At 74.0% G+C, this 22,394-nt stretch carries 24 protein-coding genes; 14 read left to right on the plus strand and 10 right to left on the minus strand.

The window, feature by feature from the left end:
• The 4 genes from O7603_RS04265 to O7603_RS04280 are packed head-to-tail and all read left to right on the plus strand — an operon-like array spanning window position 1 to window position 4,110.
• Window positions 1-846, plus strand: a complete 846-nt coding sequence (locus tag O7603_RS04265) for a carbohydrate ABC transporter permease (RefSeq protein WP_281574377.1) — start codon at window positions 1-3, stop codon at window positions 844-846.
• Window positions 843-2,165, plus strand: a complete 1,323-nt coding sequence (locus O7603_RS04270; RefSeq protein WP_281574378.1) for a sugar ABC transporter substrate-binding protein — start codon at window positions 843-845, stop codon at window positions 2,163-2,165. The genes O7603_RS04265 and O7603_RS04270 overlap by 4 nt, the downstream gene beginning before the upstream one ends.
• Window positions 2,162-3,205, plus strand: a complete 1,044-nt coding sequence (locus O7603_RS04275; RefSeq protein WP_281574379.1) for an ABC transporter ATP-binding protein — start codon at window positions 2,162-2,164, stop codon at window positions 3,203-3,205. The genes O7603_RS04270 and O7603_RS04275 overlap by 4 nt, the downstream gene beginning before the upstream one ends.
• A 35-nt stretch (window positions 3,206-3,240) precedes the next feature.
• Entirely contained in the window at window positions 3,241-4,110 is an 870-nt protein-coding gene (locus O7603_RS04280) for a sugar ABC transporter permease (RefSeq protein ID WP_281576590.1), read from the plus strand.
• 13 nt (window positions 4,111-4,123) lie between these two features.
• On the opposite strand, the gene O7603_RS04285 is transcribed toward O7603_RS04280, so the two are convergent.
• Window positions 4,124-5,092 (minus strand): YafY family protein, encoded by a 969-nt coding sequence (locus O7603_RS04285; protein ID WP_281574380.1) that lies wholly within the window; start codon window positions 5,090-5,092, stop codon window positions 4,124-4,126.
• Window positions 5,093-5,155: 63 nt separating this feature from the next.
• Between O7603_RS04285 and O7603_RS04290 the strand changes: the two genes are divergently transcribed.
• Window positions 5,156-6,274, plus strand: coding sequence for an epoxide hydrolase family protein (locus tag O7603_RS04290; protein WP_281574381.1), 1,119 nt, complete (start codon window positions 5,156-5,158; stop codon window positions 6,272-6,274).
• Window positions 6,271-7,425: a winged helix DNA-binding domain-containing protein gene (locus tag O7603_RS04295; RefSeq protein ID WP_281574382.1), complete on the plus strand. Its 1,155-nt coding sequence runs from the start codon at window positions 6,271-6,273 to the stop codon at window positions 7,423-7,425. Before O7603_RS04290 ends, O7603_RS04295 begins: the two co-directional genes overlap by 4 nt.
• On the opposite strand, the gene O7603_RS04300 is transcribed toward O7603_RS04295, so the two are convergent.
• Window positions 7,426-7,767, minus strand: a complete 342-nt coding sequence (locus tag O7603_RS04300) for a hypothetical protein (RefSeq protein ID WP_281574383.1) — start codon at window positions 7,765-7,767, stop codon at window positions 7,426-7,428.
• Complete coding sequence (locus tag O7603_RS04305) at window positions 7,764-8,234, minus strand: hypothetical protein (RefSeq protein ID WP_281574384.1); 471 nt, start codon at window positions 8,232-8,234, stop codon at window positions 7,764-7,766. Before O7603_RS04305 ends, O7603_RS04300 begins: the two co-directional genes overlap by 4 nt.
• 168 nt (window positions 8,235-8,402) lie before the next feature.
• Between O7603_RS04305 and O7603_RS04310 the strand changes: the two genes are divergently transcribed.
• Entirely contained in the window at window positions 8,403-8,909 is a 507-nt protein-coding gene (locus O7603_RS04310; RefSeq protein ID WP_281574385.1) for a DUF5818 domain-containing protein, read from the plus strand.
• Between the two features lie 55 nt (window positions 8,910-8,964).
• Window positions 8,965-10,383, plus strand: a complete 1,419-nt coding sequence (locus O7603_RS04315) for an RtcB family protein (RefSeq protein ID WP_281574386.1) — start codon at window positions 8,965-8,967, stop codon at window positions 10,381-10,383.
• A 12-nt stretch (window positions 10,384-10,395) separates the two neighbouring features.
• On the opposite strand, the gene O7603_RS04320 is transcribed toward O7603_RS04315, so the two are convergent.
• Window positions 10,396-10,824 (minus strand): archease, encoded by a 429-nt coding sequence (locus tag O7603_RS04320; RefSeq protein WP_281574387.1) that lies wholly within the window; start codon window positions 10,822-10,824, stop codon window positions 10,396-10,398.
• A 242-nt stretch (window positions 10,825-11,066) separates the two neighbouring features.
• Here O7603_RS04320 and O7603_RS04325 point away from each other — a divergent pair, with 242 nt between their 5' ends.
• Complete coding sequence (locus tag O7603_RS04325) at window positions 11,067-11,669, plus strand: MBL fold metallo-hydrolase (RefSeq protein WP_281574388.1); 603 nt, start codon at window positions 11,067-11,069, stop codon at window positions 11,667-11,669.
• 130 nt (window positions 11,670-11,799) lie between these two features.
• Here O7603_RS04325 and O7603_RS04330 read toward each other — a convergent pair whose 3' ends face one another.
• Complete coding sequence (locus O7603_RS04330) at window positions 11,800-12,528, minus strand: phenylalanine--tRNA ligase beta subunit-related protein (RefSeq protein WP_281574389.1); 729 nt, start codon at window positions 12,526-12,528, stop codon at window positions 11,800-11,802.
• Window positions 12,529-12,537: 9 nt separating this feature from the next.
• Entirely contained in the window at window positions 12,538-13,149 is a 612-nt protein-coding gene (locus O7603_RS04335) for a LysE family translocator (protein ID WP_281574390.1), read from the minus strand.
• A 70-nt stretch (window positions 13,150-13,219) separates the two neighbouring features.
• Between O7603_RS04335 and O7603_RS04340 the strand changes: the two genes are divergently transcribed.
• A complete protein-coding gene (locus O7603_RS04340) occupies window positions 13,220-14,779 on the plus strand; it encodes a PLP-dependent aminotransferase family protein (protein WP_281574391.1) in 1,560 nt (519 codons plus the stop codon).
• Between the two features lie 36 nt (window positions 14,780-14,815).
• Here O7603_RS04340 and O7603_RS04345 read toward each other — a convergent pair whose 3' ends face one another.
• Genes O7603_RS04345 through O7603_RS04355 form a run of 3 tightly spaced genes read right to left on the minus strand, consistent with a single transcriptional unit; the run spans window position 14,816 to window position 16,328 of the window.
• Window positions 14,816-15,226 (minus strand): arsenate reductase ArsC, encoded by a 411-nt coding sequence (locus O7603_RS04345; protein WP_281574392.1) that lies wholly within the window; start codon window positions 15,224-15,226, stop codon window positions 14,816-14,818.
• Window positions 15,223-15,960: an aquaporin gene (locus O7603_RS04350; RefSeq protein WP_281574393.1), complete on the minus strand. Its 738-nt coding sequence runs from the start codon at window positions 15,958-15,960 to the stop codon at window positions 15,223-15,225. The genes O7603_RS04345 and O7603_RS04350 overlap by 4 nt, the downstream gene beginning before the upstream one ends.
• Window positions 15,957-16,328, minus strand: a complete 372-nt coding sequence (locus O7603_RS04355) for a metalloregulator ArsR/SmtB family transcription factor (protein ID WP_281574394.1) — start codon at window positions 16,326-16,328, stop codon at window positions 15,957-15,959. The genes O7603_RS04350 and O7603_RS04355 overlap by 4 nt, the downstream gene beginning before the upstream one ends.
• A 78-nt stretch (window positions 16,329-16,406) precedes the next feature.
• Here O7603_RS04355 and O7603_RS04360 point away from each other — a divergent pair, with 78 nt between their 5' ends.
• Together O7603_RS04360 and O7603_RS04365 are read left to right on the plus strand one after the other, a co-directional pair.
• Window positions 16,407-16,880, plus strand: coding sequence for an ArsI/CadI family heavy metal resistance metalloenzyme (locus O7603_RS04360; RefSeq protein WP_281574395.1), 474 nt, complete (start codon window positions 16,407-16,409; stop codon window positions 16,878-16,880).
• A 258-nt stretch (window positions 16,881-17,138) separates the two neighbouring features.
• On the plus strand, window positions 17,139-18,362 hold the full coding sequence (locus tag O7603_RS04365) for a multidrug effflux MFS transporter (protein ID WP_281576591.1): 1,224 nt from the start codon (window positions 17,139-17,141) through the stop codon (window positions 18,360-18,362).
• 55 nt (window positions 18,363-18,417) lie between these two features.
• Here O7603_RS04365 and O7603_RS04370 read toward each other — a convergent pair whose 3' ends face one another.
• Window positions 18,418-19,794 carry a DNRLRE domain-containing protein gene (locus O7603_RS04370; RefSeq protein ID WP_281574396.1) on the minus strand — a complete coding sequence of 459 codons (1,377 nt, stop codon included), beginning with the start codon at window positions 19,792-19,794 and terminating at the stop codon, window positions 18,418-18,420.
• Window positions 19,795-20,055: 261 nt separating this feature from the next.
• Between O7603_RS04370 and O7603_RS04375 the strand changes: the two genes are divergently transcribed.
• Window positions 20,056-21,351, plus strand: a complete 1,296-nt coding sequence (locus O7603_RS04375) for an MFS transporter (protein WP_281574397.1) — start codon at window positions 20,056-20,058, stop codon at window positions 21,349-21,351.
• Window positions 21,348-22,334: a hypothetical protein gene (locus O7603_RS04380; protein WP_281574398.1), complete on the plus strand. Its 987-nt coding sequence runs from the start codon at window positions 21,348-21,350 to the stop codon at window positions 22,332-22,334. Before O7603_RS04375 ends, O7603_RS04380 begins: the two co-directional genes overlap by 4 nt.
• The last annotated feature ends 60 nt before the right edge of the window (window positions 22,335-22,394 follow it).

The following is a 22,394-nucleotide window of genomic DNA, read 5'->3' on the forward strand; positions in this document are numbered from 1 at the left end:
GTGGGCGGCCCCTCACCGCTGCCCGAGGCGGCCGGACGGGCCTGGCGCACCCTCGGCGCGGCCTTCGTCATCCTGGTCTTCGTTCCGCCGCTGCTGCTGCTGGTCTCCGGCTCGCTCACCGAGCCGGGCCTGCCACCGCCGCCGACGCCGCGGCTGGTGCCGGACCCGGTCTCCACCACCGGCTACCACGACGCGGTCGAGATCGGCGGGCTGCTGCGCGCCTCGCTCAACTCGGTGCTCGTCGCGGTCGTCGCCGTGCCGCTGAGCGTGCTCGTCGCCTCGCTCGCCGGGTTCGCGCTGGCCCGGCTCGCGCCGCGGACCACCGCCACCGTGGTGGGCGCCTCCCTGCTCGCCCTCATGGTGCCGGCCACCGCCCTGCTGGTGCCCCGCTTCGCCATCTTCCGGGCCCTCGGTCTCACCGACACGCTGGTGCCGTTGGTCGCCCCGGCGTTGCTGGGCACCTCGCCGCTCTACGTCCTGGTCTACTACCTGGCCTTCCGTGCCCTGCCGGCCGACCTCTACGACGCCTGCCTGGTGGAGGACCTGTCGCCCCTGCGGACCTGGTGGCGGGTGGCCCTGCCGCTGGTCCGCCCGGTCACCGCCGCGCTCACCGCCCTCACGTTCGTGCTCACCTGGTCGAACTTCCTCGACCCTCTGATCTACGTCTACGACCGCGACCAGTTCACCCTGCCGCTGGCCCTGCGCTCGCTGTCCGTGCTGGACCCGACGAACTTCCCGGTGTTCCTGGCCGGGGCGGTGCTCGCCACGGTCCCGGCGCTGCTGGTGTTCGTGCTGGCCCAGCGTCGCTTCCTTCACCACGACGACCCGACGGGACGGGAACGATGAAGCCCAAGGCGCTGCTCGCCCTGCTGCTCTCCGCCGTGCTGCTGACCGCCGGCTGCGGCTCCGGCTCCGGCTCGTCGCCCGGCGACCCGGTCCGGCTGCTGGTCTTCGGCGCGCCCGAGGAGTTGGCCGCATACCGCACCCTCATCGACGCGTACGAGAAGGCGCGACCGAATGCCGAGGTGCAGCTCATCGAAGCCAGCGACCGCAAGGACCTGCTCGCCCGGCTGGCCACGTCGGTCGCCGGGGGCGCGCCGCCGGACCTGTTTCTGATGAACTACCGCTTCTACGGCCAGTTCGCGGCGAAGAACGTGGTGGAACCGCTGGACGACCGGATCGCGGCGTCCGAGGCGATCGACCCGGCCGACTACTACCCGGTCGCCATGGACGCCTTCACATGGAGCGGTAAGCAGCTGTGCCTCCCGCAGAACGTGTCCAGCCTGGCCGTCTACTACAACCGGACCCTGTTCCAGAAGTACAGCGTGCCGGAGCCGAGGGCGGGCTGGACCTGGAACGACCTGGTCGGCACCGCCGGCGCGATGACCCGCGACGCCCGCGGCCAGATCATCAAGGCCACCGAGAGCGAGGGCGCGGCCCTGCGACCGGCCGTGCACGGCCTCGGCGTCGAACCGTCGATCATCCGGCTCGCCCCGTTCGTCTGGTCCAACGGCGGCGAGATCGTCGACGACCCGGCCCGGCCGACCCGGCTCACCCTGGACACCCCGGCCGCCCGCGAGGCCCTGAAGAACCTCGTCGACCTGCGGCTGGCGTACGGGGTGGTGCCGACCGACGAGGAGGTCGAGGCCGAGGACGACGAGTCCCGCTTCGCCAACGGGCGCCTCGCCATGCTGATGAGCTCCCGGCGGTCCACCACCACGTTCCGCACGATCGACGACTTCGAGTGGGACGTCGCCCCGCTGCCGGTCTACCGGGAACAGGTCGGCGTGCTGCACTCCGACGCGTACTGCATGACCCGCGGCGCACGGAACAAGGAGGCGGCCTGGCGGTTCCTGGAGTTCGCCATCGCCGAGGAGGGGCAGGAGATCATCGCGGCCACCGGGCGTACGGTGCCCTCGCACATCGGGGTGTCGCAGTCCCCGGCCTTCCTCGGCCCGGCCCAGCCGCCGCGCAGCGCGAAGGTGTTCCTCGACGCCATCCCCACCGTCCGGGCCCTGCCCACCGTCTCCACCTGGCCGGAGATCGAGGACGTCACGTACGGCATCCTGGAGAACGCCATGCACCGGGGCGACCGCCTCGACGACGTGATCCGGGACCTCGACCAGCAGACCCGGCCGCTGTTCGCCCGGGGCGAGCACGGGTGAGCGCACCGGGACTCGCCCTGGCCGGGGTCAGCGCCGCCTACCGCGGCGCGACCGTGCTCCACGAGGTCGACCTGACCGTCGCCCGTGGTGAGCTGCTCGTGGTGCTCGGCCCGTCCGGCGCCGGCAAGTCCACCGTGCTGCGGGTGGTGGCCGGCCTCGAACCGGTCACCGCCGGCCGCGTGCACATCGCCGGCCGGGACGTCACCGCCGCGCGCCCCGGCCTGCGCAACGTGTCGATGGTCTTCCAGTCGTACGCGCTCTTCCCGCACCTCACCGTCGCCGAGAACATCGCGTTCGGCCTGGAGGTCCGGGACACCCCGCGGGCGGTCGCCCGGGACCGGGCGCGCGCGGCGGCCGAGACGGTCGGCTGCGCGGGCCTGCTCGACCGGCGGCCAGGGCAGCTCTCCGGCGGCGAACGGCAGCGGGTCGCGCTGGCCCGGGCGCTGGTCCGCGAGCCCGACGTCTTCCTGCTCGACGAACCGCTGTCCAACCTCGACCTCGCGCTGCGGGTGGAGATGCGGGCCGAGCTGCGGGCTCTGCACGACCGGCTGGGCGCGACCATGGTGCACGTCACCCACGACCAGACCGAGGCGCTGGTGCTGGCCGACCGGATCGCGGTGCTGCGCGACGGGCGGATCGAGCAAGTCGGCACCCCGGACGAGATCTGGCACGCCCCGGCGAGCACCTTCGTGGCCACCTTCGTCGGCTCCCCGGCGATGAACCTGCTGCCCGTGTCCGGGCCGGTGCGGCCGACCGGCGAGGCGCCGTCGGGACGGACGGACGAGGACCTGCGGATCGGGTTCCGGCCCGAGGCGGTCGTCCTGGACGCGGCCGAGGGCGCGGCGGCCACCGTGGACCGGGTCGAGGTGGTCGGCGAGGACGCCTACGCGTACCTTACGCTCGCCGGCGGGGGTCCGGTGGTCGCGCGGGTTCCGGCGGCCCGCCGGCCGGGCCGGGGATCGGCGGTACGTGTGGGCGTGCGCTGGGCGGACACTCACGTCTTCCACGCCGGTTCGGGTCGCCGGCACACCTCCGCATGAGGCCGGACACCCGCGCCCGGCGGCAGCTGGCGCTGATGCTCGCGCCATACCTGGTGGGGCTGGTCGGGTTGGTCCTGCTGCCCGCCGCGATCACCCTGGCGCTCGCCTTCACCGAGTACGACCTGCTGCGTCCACCGACCTGGGTGGGCCTGGACAACGTCACGGCACTCCTCGACGACCCGGTGTTCCGGGTGGCGCTGACCAACTCGCTGGTGTTCGCGCTGGTGGCCGTACCCCTGCGGGTGCTCCTGGCGCTCGGCCTGGCGCTGCTGCTGCACCGCCGGGCGCCCGGCGTGGGCAGCGCCCGCACCGCGGCCGTGCTGCCCACGGCGGTGCCGGAGATCGCCTACGGGCTGCTCTGGCTCTGGCTGCTCAACCCGCTCTACGGCCCGGTCAACCAGCTGCTGCGCACCGGCGGGGAGAACGGGCTGACCGTGCTGGGGCGTACCCCGCCGCAGTGGCTCACCGACCCCACCGACGCCCGGGCCGCGATCATCGGCATGAGCCTGTTCACCATGGGGGAGACCTTCGTGGTGTTGCTGGCCGCCCGCCGGGCGCTGCCCCGCGACGTGTACGAGATGGCCGCCCTGGAGGATGCGACCGGCTGGGACGTGTTCCGCCGGGCCACCCTGCCGCTGATGGCCCCGGTGCTCGGGCTGCTCGCGCTCCGGGACGCCATCGCCAGCCTGCACTTCTCCTTCGTGCCGGCGTTCGTCGTCACCGACGGCGGCCCGCCTCCGTACGCCACCACCTACCTGTCACTGTTCGTCTACCGCAACGCGTTCGAGTACCTGCGCTACGGCTACGCCGCCGCGGCGACGCTGGTGATGATTCTGCTGACCGTGGCGGCGATCGTGGTGCAATGGCGGCTGTTCCGCCGCTACCGGGCCTTCTACCGGCTGTAAGGGACCGCGCGGCCTACCCGGTCGGCGGGCCCGCCGCGGCCGTCGCCCGGGCACCGATCCCGTGCAGGTACGCGACGAGTTCGGGCGGCTCGTGCACCTCGAACGGGCAGCCCAGCGTCAGCAGTCGCCAGGCCAGCCATTCCAGGGTGTCGCTGTGGCTGCGGAGTCGGCAGCTCTGCGCGTCGATCGGCTCCAGGTCGTCGGGGGCATCGCCGAGCCGGCCGGCCAGCCGCTCGATCGGTGCGTGCAGCGTCGCCACCGCCCGGTAGACGGGAGCCAGGTCGCGCAGCCTGTCCGTCACGTACGCGGCCGCGTCCGGGGCTGGCAGCGCGCGCGGCGGGGTGCGCCTCCCGGTCGGCCGCTGCCCGACGATCCGGTCCACGCGGTAGATACGCCAGTCGTCGCGGTCGTTGTCGTACCCGACCAGGTACCAGCGGCGGCCGGCGGACACCAGATTTTGGGGCTCGACCAGCCGTTCGCGCTCGTCGCCGCCGTGCCGCCGGTAGGCGAACCGCAGCTGTTCACGGTTGGTGACGGCGGCGGCCAGCGTGGTCAGCTGCTCGGGGTCGACCGTCGGCTGCTCCCAGGCGAGCAGCGGCACGGTGGCCGCGCCCAACGCGCCGATCCGCTGGCGCAGCCGGGACGGCAGCACCTGTTCGACCTTCGCCAGCGCCCGCACCGAAGCTTCCTCGATGCCGGCGACCGCGTGCCGTGCCGCCGTGCGCAGGCCGACCGCGATCGCCACCGCCTCCTCGTCGTCGAGCAGCAGGGGCGGCATGGCCTTGCCGGCGACGAGGCGGTAGCCGCCGAGCGTGCCCATGGTCGCCTCGACCGGGTAGCCGAGGTCGCGGAGGCGCTCGACGTCCCGACGGACCGTGCGCAGGCTCACGCGCAGCCGGGCGGCGAGCTCGCTGCCGGGCCACTCGCGCGGGGTCTGCAGAAGCGACAGCAGGCTCAGCAGGCGGGAAGACGGGTCGGACATGGCCCCCAGGATGCCAGCGATGTGTGTCAGGAACTGACCTACATCGGTCGTAGCGTTTCGGGCATGCAGCCAATTCGCATCGACATTCCGCAATCGGACCTCGACGACCTGCGCGACCGGCTCCACCGGACCCGGTGGCCCCGCCGGTTGCCCGGCGACGGCTGGACCCGCGGGGTGCCGCTGGACCACCTGCGCGACCTGGCCGGTTACTGGGCGACCGGGTACGACTGGCGGGCGCACGAGGCGCGGTTGAACGAGTTCCCGCAGTTCGTCACCGAGATCGACGGGCTGGACGTGCACTTCCTGCACGTACGCTCGCCGGAGCCGGACGCGCTGCCGCTGATCCTCACGCACGGCTGGCCGAACTCCGTCGTCGAGTTCACCGACCTGATCGGGCCGCTCACCGACCCGCGGGCCCACGGCGGCGACCCGGCTCAGGCGTTCCACGTGGTCGTGCCGTCGGTGCCCGGCTTCGGGTTCTCGCAGGCGCCGCCCGCGACCGGCTTCACGGTCGACCGGCTCGCCCGGATGTGGGCCGAGCTGATGCGCCGCCTCGGCTACGACCGCTACGGCACCCAAGGCGGAGACCTCGGCGCGTACGTGGCGCCGGAGGTGGCGGCGGTGGCGGCGCAACACGTGGTCGGCGTGCACATCGACAGTGGGCTCGGCTTCCCGACCGAGGCCGACGTGCCGGAGATGGACGCGCGGGAGCGCGCGCTCTACGCGGAGATGCAGCAGTGGATGAGCGGCGGGGTGGACCACCACGCCCTGTTGCGGGCCGCGCCGCAGACGTTCGCGTACGCCTGGAACGACTCCCCGGTCGGGCTGCTCGCCTGGATGATCCAGAAGTTCAAGGAGTTCACCCTCACGGCCCCGACACCCGAGCAGGCGATCGCCCGTGACCGGATACTGACGAACGTGACCCTGTACTGGCTGACCGGCACCGCGGGCACCTCGTCGTGGTTCATGTACGACAGCCCCCTGTTCGCGTGGCCGCGGGGGCAGGCGCTGGTGCCCACCGGCGTCTACCGCGGCGGACCGCCGCTGTTCCGCCGCCTCGCCGAGCGGCACAACAAGATCGTCCACTGGCCGGAGGGGAACCCCGGCGGCCACTTCGTGGCGATGGAGGAGCCGTTGGCCCACGCGGCCGACATCCGTGCCTTCTTCCGGCCGCTGCGGTGACCCGGCTGACCTGGTCGCAGGTGTGCGCCCGGCGTCTTGAGCGGCACGCGCTCACGGCGCCGGCGCGCCCGCCGGCGGAGCGTGATCCGATCGCCGCGGTGGTCTCCGCGATGTGCGGCGCGCACGCGCAGGTCGCCTCCGCCGCCGAGCTGTCCGTCGGGCTGCGCGTCCCGAACACCACCCGCATCCACGTGCGTCAGGCGTTGTGGACGGACTGGACGCTCGTCAAGACGCGCGGGCCGCGCGGCACCGTGCACCTGCTCGCCGCCGCGGACCTGCCGATGTGGACCGGCGCGCTGTCCGCGACACCGCCCCCACCGCAGGAGCAGGGTCACGGCCTGCTCACCGCCGAGCAGACCGGACAGGTGCTGGCGGCCATCGCGGACGCGCTGCGCGACGCGGAGCTGACCACGGCGGAGCTGACCGACCAGGTCGTCGCCCGCACCGGACCCTGGGCCGGGGACCGGGTCATGGAGGCGTTCCAGGACACGTGGCCCCGCTGGATCGCCGCGATCGGCCCCGCGACGCGGGCCGGTGTGCTGTGCTCGGGCCCGAACCGGGGCCGCCGCACCACCTACACCAGCCCGGCGCGCTGGCTGCCCGACTTCACCCCGATGAACGGGCCCGAGGCCCTGGCCGAACTCGTCCGCCGTTACCTGTACGCGTACGGGCCGGCCACCCCGGCGCACTTCGCCCAGTGGCTGGCGGTGCCCCGGCCCTGGGCGGCGGAGCTGTTCGCGTCACTGGACCTGGAGCCCGTCACGGTGGCGGATGCCCGGGCCTGGGTGGCGGCCGGCGACACCGACTTCCCCGACGACCGCGCGACGGGGCTGCGGCTGCTGCCGTACTTCGACGCGTACGCGGTCGGCTGCCACCCGCGCGACCTGCTCTTCCCCGGCGACGCGGCGGAGCGGGCGCTGGCCCGTGGGCAGGCCGGCAACTACCCGGTGCTGCTGGTCGACGGGACGGTCGCCGGGGTGTGGCACCAGCGCCGCTCCGGCCGCACCCTCCACGTCACCGTGGAGCCGTTCACGGTGCTGAGCGCCGGCCGGCGGCGTGCGCTGGACGAGCAGGTCGATCGGGTCGGCGAGATCCTGGAGGGCAGGCCGTCACTGACGATCGGCCCCGTCAGCGTCGGCCCTCACGCCTAGCTACCGGTGGCGCCGGAGCCGGCCCTCGTCGTCGGTGCGCAGCCAACTGCCGTCGCCGAGCGGCTCCAGGTCGTACGCGTCCCTGGTCGGCGCGTCGAGGACGCCCCGGATCTCGCCGGTCCGCGCGTCGACCAGGTGGTGCCGGTGCCACTGCTCCTCGGTCTCCTCGTCCTCGCCGGCGATGGTGACCACGGCCGTGTCCGTGTCGAGGTAGCCACCGGCCCACTCGACGAGGGCGTCACCCCATTCGTGGCCGAAGGCCGCCAGCGGGACCTGGGCCACCTCGTCGCCGTCCGGCCAGCGGTCGAAGGCGACGTCCTCCTGCTCGTGGTGCACGGTCATGAAGTGCCGGCCGTCCGGATGCGGGAGGTGCTCGCCGCCCTGCCGATGGTCGGCAGCTCCACCTCGGCCAGCACCGCGCCCGTGGCGGCGTCGACGGCCAGCCAGCGGTCCAGGCCGGCGCCGCGGCCCGCCATCGCGTCCGGGCGGTAGATCCAGACCACCTGTCCGTCGAGCGAGAACGCGCAGGAGACGTGGCCGACGTAGCTGTCCTCCCTCCGGGGACCGAAGTCCAGCCGCCAGAGCTGGCGACCGTCGCGGTCCACGCAGACCGCCGTGCCGGCGGTGGCGTACACGGCCCGGGTGAGGTCACGGGCGGCCGCGCGGTTGTCGACCCTGCCCACCTCGGGGTCGACCGGGAAGACGGCGGCCGGCGTGAGCGCGGTCGTCGTCGTAGGCGGGGCGGACAGGTCGTACGCGACCAGCTGTTCCGCGCGGAGCCGGGTCCGCACCGGAAAGATCACCGTCATGGCCGCCGACGGTAGGCGATCCGGATGACATGCGTGCGAACGGTCGTGGCAGCTTCGCCCGGTTCCCCTGCCGGCGGGGCAGAATCATCCCTGCCGATTCGCGCGGGGCTCCCGGCCACGGAACCACCCGGCCGGGTGGACCGTCCCAGCTGACGGAGGTGTTCGCCGATGCGCCGAGCCGGGCTGCTCCTGACCGCCGTCGGTCTGCTGTGCTGGGTGACCGCGTGCGCCTCGCCCGACCGGCCCGAGGCGGTGTGGACGGGGCCGACCGCGTCCGGCGGCTCTACCCCGTCGGCCGGATCGGACACGCCGGCCGGAGCGACCCCGGCGCCGGTCCCGCCCACACCGCGACCGTCCCGATCGACGCCCACGCCGCCCCCGGCGACCGCGCGGCCCGAGCCGACCCGTCCGGCGGCCACGCCGCCGGGCGGCGGGGACGTGCCCGGGCCGCTGCCCTGGGGCGGGCGGACGCTGACCGGCACGGTCGAACGCGACGGCGGGTGCACGATGCTGCTGGTGGGGGAGCGGCGGTGGGCGCTCACCGGCGACGTGGCGGCCGGGCTGACCCCGGGCGACCGGGTCACCGTGCACGGCGGCGTCGCGCCGCGACCCGCCGCGTGCGGTGACCGCGACCTGGCCCAGGCCCTGGCCGTCAACCGGGTCGAGCCGGCCTGACCCGCCGCTCGGCCCGGGCAGGTGTAGGGCCGTCCCGGGCGGGTAGCCGCACCGAATGGAGCTGGTGGAGGAGTCGCCGTACCGGTTCCGGATCGACCAGCACGACCCCATGCGGGTGCCGGGCGTGGTCTTCGCGACCCGGTCACTGCTGCCCGACGCCGGAGCCGACAAGTCCCTCGAACAGGTGGCGAACGTCGCCACGCTGCCGGGCATCGTCGACGCCTCGTACGCCATGCCCGACGTGCACTGGGGCTACGGCTTCCCGATCGGCGGCGTCGCCGCCACCGACGTGCAGCACGACGGCGTGGTGTCACCGGGCGGGGTGGGCTTCGACATCTCCTGCGGCGTCCGCCTGCTCGCCGCCGACCTCGACCGCGCCGAGCTGGGCCCCCGGATGAAGGCCCTGATGGACGGGCTCGCCGAGGCGACCCCGCGCGGGATGGGCAAGGGCGCGGTGTGGCACCTGACCGACCGGGCGGAGCTCGACGGGGTGCTGCGGGGCGGGTCCCGGTACGCCGTGGAGCGCGGGTTCGGCGTCGAGCGGGATCTGGAGCGCTGCGAGGACTACGGCGCCGTCGACGACGCCGACCCGGCCGGGGTCAGCGAGCGGGCGGTGGAGCGGGGCGCCCGCCAGGTCGGCAGCCTCGGCTCCGGCAACCACTTCCTGGAGGTGCAGGCGGTCGAGGAGGTGTACGACGACGACGTCGGCACCACGTTCGGGCTCCGCCCGGGCCAGATCTGCGTGATGATCCACTGCGGGTCTCGGGGGCTGGGCCACCAGATCTGCACCGACCACCTGCGGGGCATGGAGAAGGTGATGACCCGCTACGGCATCCAGGTGCCGGACCGGCAGCTGGCCTGCGCCCCGGTCTCGTCCCCCGAGGGGCGCGCCTATCTCGGTGCGATGGCCGCCGCCGCCAACTACGCCCGCGCCAACCGGCAGCTGCTGACGGACGCCGCCCGGAAGGTCTTCACCCGCCAGACCGGGCGCGGCCTCGACCTCGTCTACGACATCTCACACAACCTCGCGAAGATCGAGACTCATGACGTCGACGGCGCCCGGCGCAGCCTCTGCGTCCACCGCAAGGGCGCCACCCGGGCGCTGCCGCCGGGCCACGAGGACCTGCCCGCGGACCTGTCGGAGGTGGGGCAGCCGGTGCTGATCCCCGGCTCCATGGGCACCGGCTCGTACGTCCTCACCGGCGTGCCCGGCGCGCCCGCCTTCGCGTCCACCTGTCACGGCGCGGGCCGGGTGCAGAGCCGCAAACAGGCGGTCAAGGCCGAACGGGGCGGCGATCCGCGCCAGCAGCTGGAGGCGCAGGACATCGCCGTCCGCGGCGCGTCCCGCCGGGGCCTGGCCGAGGAGATGCCGACGGCGTACAAGGACGTCACGGCGGTGGTCGAGTCGGCCGAGGGCGCCGGGCTGTGCCGGAAGGTGGCCCGGCTGGTGCCGATCGGCGTCGTCAAGGGCTGAACCCAAGGGCGGTCACACGTCCAGCGTCACCGCGCACGACCATCGCCCGCCGTCAGGGGCGAAGCGCAGCTCGTGCAGGGAGACCGCTTTCGGCACCGCGCCGATCAGTTCGACCGCGTCGGTGCCGGTCATGCGCCAGCGCACCAGCAGGCCACCGGCCCCGTCGTCGGTCACCTCGGTGACCAGCGGCAGCTCGTCGGCCGTGTCCATCCGGTAGATCACCTCGTCGAGGACGCTGACCAGCAGATCCTCGTCGTCGGCGGCGGGCGCCCGAAACTCCCGCTCGGGGCCGGGTCGCGCGCCGGTGGTGTCGGTGAACGTGTCGACCAGCGCGGCGACCGCCTCGGCCACGCAAGCCTCCCGGGTCGGCGCCCACGCCTCGATCCGGACGTCGGCGGTGTGCGGCACGCACCGGTGTCCCCGCTCCGCTGGCTGCTCCATGCCCCGATCATCCGCCACGCACCGCCCCCTGGCCGGCGGTCCCGCGAGCCCGGCGCCGGAACCGCGCCGCCGTGCGGCGAGGCGGCCGGTTGATCCACTCCAGGGGGGCGACATGGCGGAATCCGGTTCTGCCGGATACCGCCACGTGGGCGACTTGGTGTCGATCACCGACGGCCCGGCGAGAGACCGGCGGCCGCCCACCAGGGGCACGGCGGAACGCCGCGCGCCGTTACCGTCGCCGGATGCGGATCACCAAGTTCACCCATTCCTGCGTCCGGCTGGAGCACGACGGCGGGGTGCTCGTCATCGACCCGGGCACCTGGAGTGAGCCGGCCGCCCTGGCCGGCGCCGACGCGGTGCTCGTCACCCACGAGCACACCGACCACGTCGACGTGCTCCGCCTGGCCGGCCTCGGCGTGCCGGTGTACGCCCCGGAGGGCGCGAACCTGCCCGACCTGGCCGCGCTGCCGGCGATCCCGGTCCGGGCCGGGCAGCGGTTCACCGCCGGCGGGTTCCCGGTCACCGCGGTCGGCGGCCGGCACGCCACCATCCACGACGGACAACCGGACTGCCCCAACCTCGGCTACCTCGTCGGTGACGGCCTCTACCACCCGGGCGACGCGCTGCACGTGCCGGACGAGCCGGTGCGGACCCTGCTGATCCCGGGGCAGGCGTCCTGGCTGCGGCTGGGGGAGGCGATCGACTTCGCGCGCGCGGTCGGCCCGGACCGGGCGTACACCATCCACGACGCGCAGATCAACGAACGCGGCCTGGCCAGCGTCACCGGCTGGCTCGGCGAGACCGTGCCCGGCTACCGCCACCTCGTGCCCGGCGAGACCGCCTGACGGCCCGCCACGACGGGCCCGCCGCCGCCGTCTCACCTCCGCGAGGCCGTGCCCGGCCGGCTCACCTCCGTGACGACGGCGCGGGCTCACCGCCGCGGCGGCCGGTTCACCTCCTGACGACGGCGTGGGCTCACCGTCGCCGCGGCGGGCCGGCCGTCGCGCCGGAGGGCACGTCGAACGCGGGCGCCAGCCCGGTCAGCAGGGTGTGCGCGACGGGCGGGGACCAGACCGCGGCGACCTCCACCACCAGCGTGTCGACCAGCCCGGCGAGGTCCCCGGCGGCCGTCGCGTGCAGTCCCTCCGCGACGATCAGCACGCGTGAGGTCTCCGCCCGGACCGCCGACCAGCCGCTCTGCCGGTTGGTCCAGCGTCGCGCGTGCGACCGCCCGGCCGCGTCGGCGAAGATCACCTCCCCGGGCTCCGGCTGCTCCGTGCCGCCGGCGAAGGTCACGTACTCCTCGTCGCCGTCCGCGTGCCGCACGGTCAGGTCACCGCTGATCCGGTCGAGATCCAGCGCGGCGACCGGGAGCGCGTACGCGACCGAGACCGCGTTGCAGAGGTCGACCAGCGGATGCAGCCGGGGCAGGTCACCGTCGAGCCGGAGCCGCCGCAGCAACGCCTCGGACGCGCACCGGTACTGCGTGGGCTTCAGGCCCATCGCGGCGAAGGCCCGCCGCCACGCCTGGATCTCCGGAAGACCGCCCTCCGGGCCGGCGCCGAGCCGAGCCCGGGCGCGGTCGGTGAACGTCTCGACCCGGGGCGCCACGTCGACGTCCGGCGTGATGCCGGTGACCACCACGACCCCGGCCACCAGGTCCGGGAAGGCCGCCCGCAGCGGCGCGGAGTGCTGGAACCGCACGTCAGGCTCCTAACGGCCGGAGAAGACGAGTGAGAGGCCGAGCGCGACGAAGGTGCCGGCGACGGTGCGCCGCAGCCACGCGGTGACCCGCGGCCGGGCGAGCACCCGGTCCCGGACCGCGGCGGCCGCCACCCCGTAGCCGCTGAACACCACCAGCGTGAGCAGCATGAACACCCCGCCGGCCGCCAGCATGCCCCGCGTGGCGCCCGCGCCGGCCGGGTCGACGAACTGCGGCAGGAACGCGACGAAGAAGAGCGTCGGTTTCGGGTTGAGCAGGTTCACCAGCACCGCCGTGACGATCACCCGCAGCGCCGAGCGAGGTGCCGCGTCCGCGGCCGGGGTGAACGCGCTCCGGTCCCGAACGGTCGACCACGCCAGGTAGAACAGATAGCCGACGCCCACCCACTTCACCGCGTGGAACGCCGTCGCGCTGGCCGACAGCAGGGCCGCCAGCCCGGTGACGGCCGCGACCAGGTGCGGCACGGTCCCCAGCGTGCAGCCGACCGCGGCGACCAGGCCGGCCCGGGCGCCCCGGGACAGCCCGGCCGAGAGTGTGTAGACGACCCCGGTGCCCGGGGTGACCACCACGACGAGCGTGGTGATCAGGAAAGCGAGACTCACGACGACCCCTCCGTGCGGTGACGACGCCCGGCGGGCGTCACCCCACCCACTCTGCTGGCACCATGGCCCGGTGAGCAGAGCCAAAGCGACGCCTCCCGACAGGTCCATAACCGGCCTGAGAGCCACGCCCGCCACCGGCGCGGCGACCGCGCCCCCGCTCACGGCCGGCTCCGACTTCCTGCACCTCGACATCGCCGACGCGCCGGCCGGCGGGCGGGCCGCGTGGCTCGCCGACCAGTTGCGCGCCGCCATCGCCGACGGGCGGATCACCGCCGGTGGCCGGCTGCCCGCCACCCGCGTGCTCGCCGGCGACCTCGGCGTGTCCCGGGGCGTGGTCACCGAGGCGTACCAGCGGCTGGTGGAGGAGGGCCGGGTCGCCGGACGTGGACGCGCCGGCACCGTCGTCGTCGCCGCACCGCCGGCGCCGCCCAGGCCGCAGGTCGCGCCGGCGCCGGCCACGCTCTTCCCGACCTCCCCGGGCAGCGACATCTTCGACGCCGTACGCACCGCGCCCGCCCGGATCGACCTCACCCCGGGCGTACCCGACCTGGCCGCCTTTCCCCGCGCGGAATGGCTGCGCGCCGAACGGACCGTGCTGCGGCACCTCGCCGCGGCCGACTTCGGCTACGGCGACCCGCGGGGCGCGCCCGCGCTGCGCCGGGCCGTGGCCGCCTGGCTGGCCCGCAACCGGGGCATCGCCGTGGACCCCGCCGACGTGCTCGTCACCGCCGGCGTCTCCCAGGCGCTCGGCCTGCTCGCGCAGGCCCTGCGCACGGACGGGATCGACCGGATCGCGGTCGAGGAGCCGGGCTCGCTCGGTGTGCGGCAGCACCTGAACAACTGGGGGATGGACACCCCACCGGTCACCGTCGACGCCGCCGGGCTGCGGGTCGACGAGCTGGCCGTGGGCGGGGCCGGCGCGGTGATGCTCACCCCGGCCCACCAGTTCCCCACCGGAGTGGTGCTCGACGGCGACCGTCGCCGGCAACTCGTCGGGTGGGCGCGGGCCGGCGGTCTCGTCGTCGAGGACGACTACGACGCCGAGCACCGGTACGACCGGCCGCCGGTGCCCGCGCTGCGCGCCCTGCTGCCCGATCACGTCTGCTACGCCGGCAGCGTCTCGAAGCTGCTCGCGCCCGCGTTGCGGGTGGGCTGGCTGCTCGTGCCGAACCGCTACCGGGACGCGGTGGTGGCCGCGAAGCGCAACGCCGACCTCGGCAACTCGGTGCTGCCGCAGCTGGTGCTCGCGGAGCTGATGACCTCCGGCGCGCTGGAGCGGCAGCTCCGGCTGCTCCGTCGCCGACACGTCCGCCGCCGCGACGCGATGGTCGCCGCGGTGTCGTCCGACCTACCCGGCGCGACGGTGCACGGCGCGGCGGCCGGGCTGCACCTGATGGTGACGCTGCCCGGCGACGTGCCGGACACCGAGGTGGCGGCCGCGGCGCTGGCGCGCGGGGTGAAGGTGCAGCCGCTCTCCTGGCACTGCCAGCGACCGCACCGGCCCGGCCTCGTCCTCGGGTACGCGGCGAACACGGCCACCGACATCGAGGAGGGCGTCGCCACGATCGGGGCCGTCCTCCGCCGCGGGTGCATGAGTGACCGCGGTCCCGGCGTGGCGGCAGCACCCTGAGCGGCTGGCTGTGGGCGTGTCGACGACCTGGTCGGCTCAGCGCGCCTGACCGGTCAGGTCGGTGAGCAGGGCGAGAACGCGGTCCCGGATCTCGTCGCGGACCTCGCGGACGACGTCGATGGGCTGTCCGGCGGGATCGGTGAGCTTCCAGTCCTCGTACCGCTTGCCCGGGAAGACCGGGCAGGCGTCGCCGCAGCCCATGGTGACGATGACGTCGCTGGCCTCGGCGGCGTCCCAGGTGAGCCGGGTGGGTGTCGCGGCCGTGATGTCGATGCCGACCTCGCGCATGGCCTCCACGGCCGTGGGGTTGATCCGGTCGCCTGGTTCGCTGCCGGCCGAGCGGACCTCGACGGTGTCACCGGCGAGCTGGCGCAGCCAGCCGGCGGCCATCTGCGAACGGCCGGCGTTGTGGACGCAGACGAACAGGACGCTGGGCTTGTCGCTCATCGCGCTTCGGTCTCCTTGGTGAGTGGGGGTACGAGGACCACGTCGGCGGCGTTTCCGGCCTGGGGGTACCAGGCGGCGAGCGCGGCGACGGCGACCAGGCCGCCGACGAACTGGGCGACCACGAAGGCAGGCAGCGAGGTGGGGGCGATGCCGGCGAAGGTGTCGGTGAAGGCCCGGCCGATGGTGACGGCGGGGTTGGCGAACGAGGTGGACGAGGTGAACCAGTAGGCGGCGCCGATGTACGCGCCCACCGCGGCCGGCGTGGCGGTCGCCCGGCCGCTGCGGGCGAGGGCGAAGATCAGGACGATCAGGCCGGCGGTGGCCACGACCTCGGCCAGCCACAGGTTCCCGCCCGTGCGGTGAGTCTGTGACCACGCGACCGCGGGCAGGTCGAACATGAGGTTGGCCAGGACGGCCCCGGCCGCCGCACCCGCCACCTGCGCGGCGGTGTAGCCGACGAGGTCCCGCGTGGTCAGCCCGGTGCCGGCGCGCCGGCCGAGCCACCAGTCGACGGCCGAGACGACGGGGTTGAAATGCGCCCCGGACACCGGCCCGAACGTCAGGATCAGCGCGCCCAGCGCGAAGGCGGTGGCGACCGAGTTCTCCAGGAGTTGGAGCCCGACGTCGCCGGGGGAGAGCCGGGCCGCGGCGATCCCGGAGCCGACGACGGCGGCGACCAGCACGGCGGTGCCGGCGAACTCCGCCGAGGCGCGGCGCGTCAGCGTGTGGTTCACGCCGTCGTGGGGGTGGTGGTGGCGGGCAGATCCAGCAGCGCGCCGAGCTGGCGGAACGCCTCCGGCCGGACCCGGTACCACACCCACGTGCCGCGACGCTCGGAGTCGACGAGGCCAGCCTCCCGCAGCACCTTCAGGTGGTGGGAGATGGTCGGCCCGGACAGGTCGAACGCGGGTGTCAGGTCGCAGACGCACATCTCGGGGACCGAGGCGATCATCGACATCAGTCGCAGCCGGACCGGGTCGCCGAGGGCCTTGAACATCGGCGCGATCACCGACGCCTGATCCGGGTCCATCGGGCGGACCGCCAGCGGGGAGCAGCACGCCACCGCTCGGGAGTCCACGACGGGGAGGGTCTGTTTCGACATTCCTCTAGCTTGACAGATGTCGAAACAGTGGACAACAGTGGAGGTTGCTTCGATAATCATCGAGACAGGAGAAGCGTCATGTCCCGTGTCCAGCTGGCCCTGCGTGTGTCCGACCTCGAGGGCTCGGTCGCCTTCTACACCAAGCTGTTCGGCGTCGACCCGGCCAAGCGCCGGCCCGGCTACGCCAACTTCGCCATCGAGAACCCTCCGCTCAAGCTCGTCCTGATCGAGGGCGAGCCCGCCCAGCCGACCGTGCTGGACCACCTGGGTGTCGAGGTGCTCAGCAGTGCCGATGTCGACGCCGCCACCACGCGCCTCACCGACGCCGGTCTGATCACCCTGGAGGAGAGCGACACCGAGTGCTGCTACGCCCTCCAGGACAAGGTCTGGGTGCGGGGGCCGGGCAACGAGCCGTGGGAGGTCTACACGGTCAAGGCCGACTCCGACACCCTCGCCAAGTCGACCGAGGGTGCGTGCCGCTGCGGCGACCCGACCGACGCCGAGGCGGAGAAGGAACCGGCAGCCGGTGGAGCCGCCGCACGCTGCTGCTGACCGGGCCACGTGCGCGCCGGTCGCGGACCGCCGGCCGGCGCGCCCGTCCGGCACGCCGGACGGGCGGGGACCGCGCGGCGATGTGAGCTGGGTTACCTCTCGGCGCGCCGGGAATGAGCTCCGCCGGCGGGGGTTGGTGCCAGGTGTGATCGTTGCATCCTCCCCTGCCGATACTCACCCGTACGAGCCGGAGACGGCCCGATGACCGCCACCGCCGAAACGACCGAGGCGCCGACGTCCGTGATGCCCGGCGACCTGATGAGCCCCCGACAGCGGTGGCGACTCGTCCTCGTGCTCGGTTCGCTGATCGCGATCGGGCCGCTGACCATCGACATGTACCTGCCGTCGCTGCCGGCCATCGCCACCGACCTCCACACGACGTCGGCGGCCGTCCAGTTGACGCTCACCGGCACGCTCGCCGGGCTCGCCTTCGGTCAGTTGCTGATCGGCCCGCTCTCCGACGCGGTGGGCCGGCGTACGCCGTTGCTCGCCGGCATGGCGCTGCACATCGTGGCGTCGGTGCTCTGCGTCGTCGCGCCGACCATCGGCCTGGTCGGGGCGCTGCGGGTGCTCCAGGGGCTGGGCGTCGCCGCCGCCTCGGTGGTGGCGATGGCGGTCGTCCGGGACCTGTTCGACGGCGCCGCGTTCGCCAAGCTGTTCTCCCGCCTGATGCTGGTGATGGGCATGGCGCCGATCCTCGCTCCCACCCTCGGCAGCCTGCTGCTGCGCTGGTCGGCCTGGCGGGGCGTGTTCGTGGCCCTCGCCGTGCTCGGCCTGGCGCTGCTGGCCGTCGCGGCGCTCGGCCTCCGGGAGACCCTGCCACCGGCGCGGCGGCGACGCGGTGGCGTCGCCGCGACCGTGCGCGTCTACGGCGGGCTGCTGCGCGATCGCACCTTCGTCGGGCTCATCCTGGTCGCCGGCCTGGCCATGGCGGCCCTCTTCTCGTACGTGTCCGGCTCGTCGTTCGTCTTCCAGGAGCAGTACGGCCTCGACGAGCAGGAGTTCGGGCTGGCCTTCGGCGCCGGCGCGGTCGGCCTGATCACCGCCACCCAGCTGAACGTCCGACTGCTGCAGCGGTACTCACCGCAGCGGATCCTCGTCGCCGCGCTGGGCGCGGGCACCGCCGCCGGGTTCGCCCTGCTGGTGTTCGCCGCCACCGGGCGCGGTGGCCTCGCGGCCGTGCTGGTGTCGCTGTGGGCCGTACTCGCCGCGTGCGGGCTGGCCCTGCCGAACGCGCCCGCCCTGGCGCTGTCCCGCCACGGCGAGTCGGCCGGCACCGCGGCCGCCCTGCTCGGCGCGGTGCAGTTCGCCGTCGGCGCGCTGGCCGCGCCTCTGGTGGGCGTGCTCGGCACCGGCAGCGTGGGGATGGCCGTGGTGGTGGCCGGCGGGATGGCGGCGGCGACGCTCGTCCTGCTCGTGGTCGTCCGACCCGCCCGGCTCGGGGACCTCGAGCCGGGCGCGGTGGCGGTGGCCGCGCACTGACGCCGAACCGTTGCCGGCGGGGTGCGAGCTCCCCACCGGCACCGGTTCGTCAGCGTCAGTGGCAGGAGCCGGTGCCGCTGTCGTTGTACGACTGCCCGGCCACCGGCACGAACTGCCAGTCGTAGCTGCCGGAGTGCAGGGTGAACTTCAGGACCCCGTACGCGGAGCTGTTGCGCGCCTCGCTGTTGGGCTGGATGGTGCCGAAGCCGTAGTGGCTCGCACCGCCCATCCCGGCGACGAAGCTGCGCAGGCCCCGGCCGGTGTCCAGGCCACCGTTCGGGTTCATCGGGCCGAACCGCTCGTAGACGTGGTTGTGACCCCACACGACGACGTCGGCGTTGTGGTCGTAGAGCGCCTGGTAGAGCGGGCGCGTCGAGGTCGACGGCGCGTGGTTGGAGCTCGACGTGAACAGCGGGTGGTGCCAGTACGCCAGCGTGCACGGCTTCGTGCTGGCCGCCAGGTCGGACCGGAGCCACTGCTCCTGCGCCGACCCGGCGGACATGCTGATGTTCGAGTTCAACGACACGATGTGCCAGTTGCCGAGGTCGTAGGAGTAGTAGCCCCGGCCGCTCGGGCCGGCCTGCATCCCGAAGTAGTTGTAGTACGGGGTCGCGCCCGAGGTGTTGTAGTCGTGGTTGCCCGGCGACGGGCGGGTGCGCGACTTGTGCCGGCCCCAGGTCGGCGCGTAGTAGCTGGTGAACTCGGACGCCGTGCCGTTGTTGTAGACGTTGTCGCCGGTGGTGAACACCGTGCCGGGGATGGTGTCGAGCAGCGCCGCGGTCGCGGTGTCGCCCGAGCCGGAGTTGGCGATGTCGCCGGCGCCGACGAGCACCGGGTCGCCGGACGGCGGCGGCGTGGTGCCGGTCGTGATGACCAGCTGCGGAGCGTCGGCGCCGCTCTCCCGCGAGTCGTAGTAGGCGCCGTCGCTGTTGGCGGAGGTCGCGCCGAAGCTGACGGCGCCGTTCCCGGTGACCCGGGAGGTGACGTCGACTTCGTACCAGCCGTTGGCGGTGACCGAGCCGATCGAGCCCAGCGTGGCGCCGTCGATGGCCGGCTGGTTGTTCCAGGTCGTGCCGGTCTCCGACCAGGTCGTGTTGGACATCGCCTTGAACGTGCCGCCGTTGCTGCTGCCGCTGTTGCCGCTGATCGTGCGCAGCCGCAGCTTGGCGCTGGTGACCGTGCCGCTGACCCCGCTCACGCTGAAGCGCAGGAACGTCCGCCGGACCGGCGAGTTGTCGACCACGATCTGCGTCGACGTGCCGTAGTTGGTGGACGCGGTGTCGCTCTGGACGTACGTGTCGGCGGCCGGCGTGAACGTGAGTGTCGCCGCCGAGGCCGAGGTCGCGCCGGTCACGACGATCGCGGCGGTGGCGGCGACCAGCACCGCGACCGCCCCGATCGTCACCGGCGGGCGGAGGAGTCGATTGCCCATTCAGGAACCCTTCTCTGGCGTGCGTGTAGAGAGCGTTCGGAATGTAGGAAGGTCGATGGACCGGCGGGAGGCCGCGGGGTGAACAGCCCGTCCGCGCAGGGAAACACATCGATGTTGTCGAGGTGTTCACCGGGTGCACGCCCGGCCGGCACGCGCGGTGCGTTGTCCCGCGTCCGGAGGGGACGGACGATGGCTGACCGTCGGCGCCGAGCGGTGAGCGCCAACGCACCGACCGCCAGCCGCCGACCGAAGAGGATGCCCGTGTACCTGTCGACCGTCACCCGACCGGAGACCGCACCGCCCGGTCCCGCGCCCGGCCGCACCCGACGCCGGCTCGCCCTGGTCAGCGGCAACGTCGTCGCCCTCGGCACGGTCAGCCTGATCACCGACGTCTCGGCCGAGATGGTCACCGCGGTACTGCCGCTCTACCTGGTGCTCGGCCTGCAACTCAGCCCGCTGGCCTTCGGGGTGATCGACGGCGTCTACACCGGCGCGACCGCCCTGCTGCGGGTCGTCGGCGGGTTCCTCGCCGACCGGTTCCGGCGGCGGAAACTGGTCGCCGGTGTCGGCTACGCGCTCTCCGCCGTCGCCAAGCTCGGCCTGCTGCTCGCCGGCCGCTCGGTGCCGGCGATCGGGGCCGTGATCGCGGTCGACCGGCTCGGCAAGGGCGTGCGCAGCGCGCCCCGCGACGCGCTCATCACCCTGTCCACGCCGCCCCAGTCGCTGGGCCGGGCGTTCGGGGTGCACCGCATGATGGACAGCGTCGGCGCGTTCCTCGGCCCGCTGGTGGCGATCGCGGTCCTGGCGGCCGTCGGCGAGTCGTACGACGCGGTGTTCGTGGCGAGCTTCTGCATCGCCGCGCTCGGCGTCGTCGTGCTCGTGCTGTTCGTGCGGGAGCGCCCCACCGGCCCGAGGCCTGGTGGCCCCGGTGACGCGGAGGAACGGAAGGTCTCCGTCCGCGAGGCGCTCGGCCTGCTGCGCGACCGGCCGGCCCGCCGGCTCGTGCTGGCCGCCGGACTGCTCGGGCTGGCGACCATCGGCGACGGCTTCGTCTACCTGCTGCTGCAACGCCGGGAGGACCTGAGTCTCACGTGGTTTCCGCTGCTCGCGGTCGGGACCAGCCTGGCGTACCTGGTGCTCGCCACCCCGATCGGCCTGCTCGCCGACCGGATCGGGCGGCTGCCGGTGGTGGTCGGCGGGTACGTGGCGCTCGGCGCGACCTACCTGCTGCTGGCCGGCCCGGTCGGCGGCTGGCCGCTGCTGGTCCTGGCGCTCGCCCTGTACGGCCTGTTCTACGCGGCCACCGACGGCGTGCTCATCGCGCTCGCCGGGCCAGTCCTGCCACCCCGGCTGCGGACGACGGGTATCGCGCTCGTCCAGACCGGGCAGGCGCTGGCCTACCTCGTGTCGTCGGTCCTGTTCGGGCTCGCCTGGCAGGCGTGGGGCCCGCAGACCGCGATCCGGGTCGCGGCGGCGGCCGTCGCCGGGATCCTGCTCGTCACCCTGCTCCTGCTGGCCCGTGGCCGGCGCGTCGTCACCGGGAAGGTGTCCTCATGACCGCGATGTCGAACCGGGCGAAGCTCGGCGTGGTGACGGCCGCCGCCGTCGTGCTGGGGGCCGTGGCGGCCGGGTACGCCGTCGCCGCCGGGCCGTCGTCGTCACCCTCGCCGGCGGTCGCCGCCGGCGAGGGCACGGTCACGCTGGATCCCGGGCCGCGCCTGCTGGCGATCACCGACCGGCACGTCTCCTCGGTCGCCGCCGCCGAGCCGTCCGGCCCGCGCACCGTGTCGACGAGGGAGTGCCTGCGGGTGTACGCCGCCGCCGGCACCGGCGTCTGCCTCGGGCCGAAGACGCCCTGGCAGTACCAGCTCGTCGTGCTCGACGGCGCGCTGGGCGCCACGCGCGCCGTCGACATCCCCGGCCTGCCCAACCGGGCCCGGGTCTCGGCGTCCGGTCGCATGGTCTCGTGGACGACGTTCGTCGGCGGGGACTCCTACACGACCAGCGGCTTCTCGACCCGCACCGGAGTCCTCGACACCCGTGGCGGCACGGCCGTCATGTCGCTGGAGGAGTTCGCGGTACGGCGCGACGGCCGGCCGTACCGCAACGCCGACGTCAACTACTGGGGCGTCACGTTCGCCGTCGACGACAACCTCTTCTACGCGACCATGTCCACCGGCGGGAAGCGGTACCTGGTGCGGGGTGACTTCGCCGCCCGGACCGTCGAGACGGTGAAAGAGAACGTCGAGTGCCCGTCGCTGTCACCCGACGGCACCCGGCTCGCGTTCAAGGAGGCGATCGACGCCGACCCGGCGAAGGGCTGGCGCCTGTCGGTGCTGGACCTCGCGACGATGCGGGTCACCGCGACGGCCGAGACCGCGAGCGTCGACGACCAGGCGGCGTGGCTGGACGGCGCGACACTGGCGTACACGCTGCGCCAGAGCGACGGCCGCCCCGACGTGTGGGCGGTGCCGGCGGACGGGTCCGGCAAGCCTCGGCTGCTGATCCCCGGCGCCGAGTCGCCGTCGCCGCTGACCTGACGCCGGGCCGCGGCCACCGCGACCCTCGGCCGTCGCCCCGACCACCGGGACCCGCCTCCG

Source organism: Micromonospora sp. WMMD812 (assembly GCF_027497215.1).
Taxonomy (GTDB): Bacteria; Actinomycetota; Actinomycetes; order Mycobacteriales; family Micromonosporaceae; genus Micromonospora.

Bases quoted from the DNA above. Each gene is read 5' to 3' on its own strand.
- O7603_RS04305 (WP_281574384.1), bottom strand. From the start codon at position 8,234: ATGACGGTGATCTTTCCGGTGCGGACCCGGCTCCGCGCGGAACAGCTG.
- O7603_RS04380 (WP_281574398.1), top strand. From the start codon at position 21,348: ATGACCGCGATGTCGAACCGGGCGAAGCTCGGCGTGGTGACGGCCGCC.
- O7603_RS04290 (WP_281574381.1), top strand. From the start codon at position 5,156: ATGCAGCCAATTCGCATCGACATTCCGCAATCGGACCTCGACGACCTG.
- O7603_RS04320 (WP_281574387.1), bottom strand. From the start codon at position 10,824: ATGGAGCAGCCAGCGGAGCGGGGACACCGGTGCGTGCCGCACACCGCC.
- O7603_RS04310 (WP_281574385.1), top strand. From the start codon at position 8,403: ATGCGCCGAGCCGGGCTGCTCCTGACCGCCGTCGGTCTGCTGTGCTGG.
- O7603_RS04285 (WP_281574380.1), bottom strand. From the start codon at position 5,092: ATGTCCGACCCGTCTTCCCGCCTGCTGAGCCTGCTGTCGCTTCTGCAG.
- O7603_RS04270 (WP_281574378.1), top strand. From the start codon at position 843: ATGAAGCCCAAGGCGCTGCTCGCCCTGCTGCTCTCCGCCGTGCTGCTG.
- O7603_RS04355 (WP_281574394.1), bottom strand. From the start codon at position 16,328: ATGTCGAAACAGACCCTCCCCGTCGTGGACTCCCGAGCGGTGGCGTGC.
- O7603_RS04315 (WP_281574386.1), top strand. From the start codon at position 8,965: ATGGAGCTGGTGGAGGAGTCGCCGTACCGGTTCCGGATCGACCAGCAC.
- O7603_RS04325 (WP_281574388.1), top strand. From the start codon at position 11,067: ATGCGGATCACCAAGTTCACCCATTCCTGCGTCCGGCTGGAGCACGAC.
- O7603_RS04365 (WP_281576591.1), top strand. From the start codon at position 17,139: ATGAGCCCCCGACAGCGGTGGCGACTCGTCCTCGTGCTCGGTTCGCTG.
- O7603_RS04370 (WP_281574396.1), bottom strand. From the start codon at position 19,794: ATGGGCAATCGACTCCTCCGCCCGCCGGTGACGATCGGGGCGGTCGCG.
- O7603_RS04300 (WP_281574383.1), bottom strand. From the start codon at position 7,767: ATGACCGTGCACCACGAGCAGGAGGACGTCGCCTTCGACCGCTGGCCG.
- O7603_RS04280 (WP_281576590.1), top strand. From the start codon at position 3,241: ATGCTCGCGCCATACCTGGTGGGGCTGGTCGGGTTGGTCCTGCTGCCC.
- O7603_RS04360 (WP_281574395.1), top strand. From the start codon at position 16,407: ATGTCCCGTGTCCAGCTGGCCCTGCGTGTGTCCGACCTCGAGGGCTCG.
- O7603_RS04345 (WP_281574392.1), bottom strand. From the start codon at position 15,226: ATGAGCGACAAGCCCAGCGTCCTGTTCGTCTGCGTCCACAACGCCGGC.